The sequence below is a fragment of the Tahibacter caeni genome, assembly GCF_024609805.1.
GTDB lineage: Bacteria > Pseudomonadota > Gammaproteobacteria > Xanthomonadales > Rhodanobacteraceae > Tahibacter > Tahibacter caeni.
Map to the genome: position 1 here is coordinate 1 of NZ_JANFVR010000660.1, position 1,107 is coordinate 1,107.

Annotated in this window: 1 protein-coding gene; it reads right to left on the reverse strand. The window is 75.2% G+C overall.

Features of this window, described 5'->3' with window-relative positions; genetic code table 11:
* On the reverse strand, positions 1 to 1,093 hold a 1,093-nt coding region (locus tag NON22_RS24660), incomplete at its 3' end, for a tetratricopeptide repeat protein (protein ID WP_257389622.1).
* Between the last annotated feature and the right edge of the window lie 14 nt (positions 1,094 to 1,107).

Genomic DNA, 1,107 nt, shown 5'->3' on the forward strand with positions numbered 1-1,107 from the left:
CGAGCGTTTCGGCCGCGGCCGGCGCGCCGAGCGCGAGCTCGGCGCGGGCCTGGCCGAGCAGCGCAGCCGCATAGCGCAGGTCCTTGCGCGCATCGAGTTTCTCCAGCAGCGCGGCGCTCGCCCGGTAGCCGTCGCGCGCGGCCTGCGCATGGCCGTTGATCAGCTGGGCCGCGGCCAGGCTCTGGCGCATCGCCGCGCCGTCGCGGCTGTCGCCGAGCACCTTGTCGGCGATCGCGACCCCCTCGGCGGCCAGCGCCTCGGCCTCGGCGCCGTTGCCGCGGCGCCGCTGCAGCTGGCTCAGGCCGTTGAGACTGGCCATCACGAGCGGATGCACGTCGCCGAGGTTCGCGCGGTTGCGCGCGAGCGCCGCGCGCAGCAGCGGCTCGGCCTCGTCGAAGCGCTCCAGCCGGGTCAGGCCGATGCCGAGGTTGCTCTGGATGGTCTGGCCCTGCGGCGAGTCGAGCAGGTCGTTGTCGCGATAGATGTCGCGCGCCTCGCCGAGCAGCTCGACCATGCGGCCGAAGTCCTGCCGCGCCATCGCCAGGGTGCCCAGCGAGTTCAGGGTCGAGGCCACGTACGGATGGCGCGGGCCCAACGCTTGACGCTGTATCGCGAGCGCCTCGTCCAGCGCCGCGGCGCATTCGTCGATGCGGCCCTGCTGGCGCAGGACGATGCCGAGGATCTGCAGGCTTTCGCCGACCGCCGCGTGCTGCGGGCCGAAGCGCTGGCGGCGTATCTCCAGCGCCCGCCGCACTTCGCGCTCGGCGTCGGCGCTGCGCTGGCGGTCGACCAGCAGCGCGGCGTAGTCGTTGCGCATCTCGGCGACTTCGGAATGGCCCGGCCCGAACACCTGCTCGGCGCGCGCGATCGCGTCGCGGAACGCGGCGTCGGCTTCGTCGTGACGGGCCAGCCGGTTCAGCAGCAGCGCTTCGATGTGGCGGTCGCGCGCCTGTTCCGGCGCGCCGGCCTCGCCGAGCGTCGCGCTGATCGCGGCGGCCGCGCGGATGGCCTGCAGGCCGTCGGCGAACTTGCCCTGGCGGTCGTTGACGACGGCCTGCTCGGCCAGCGCCGCGGCGCGCCGGGCCGGCGGCACGCCGGCGCCGGCGG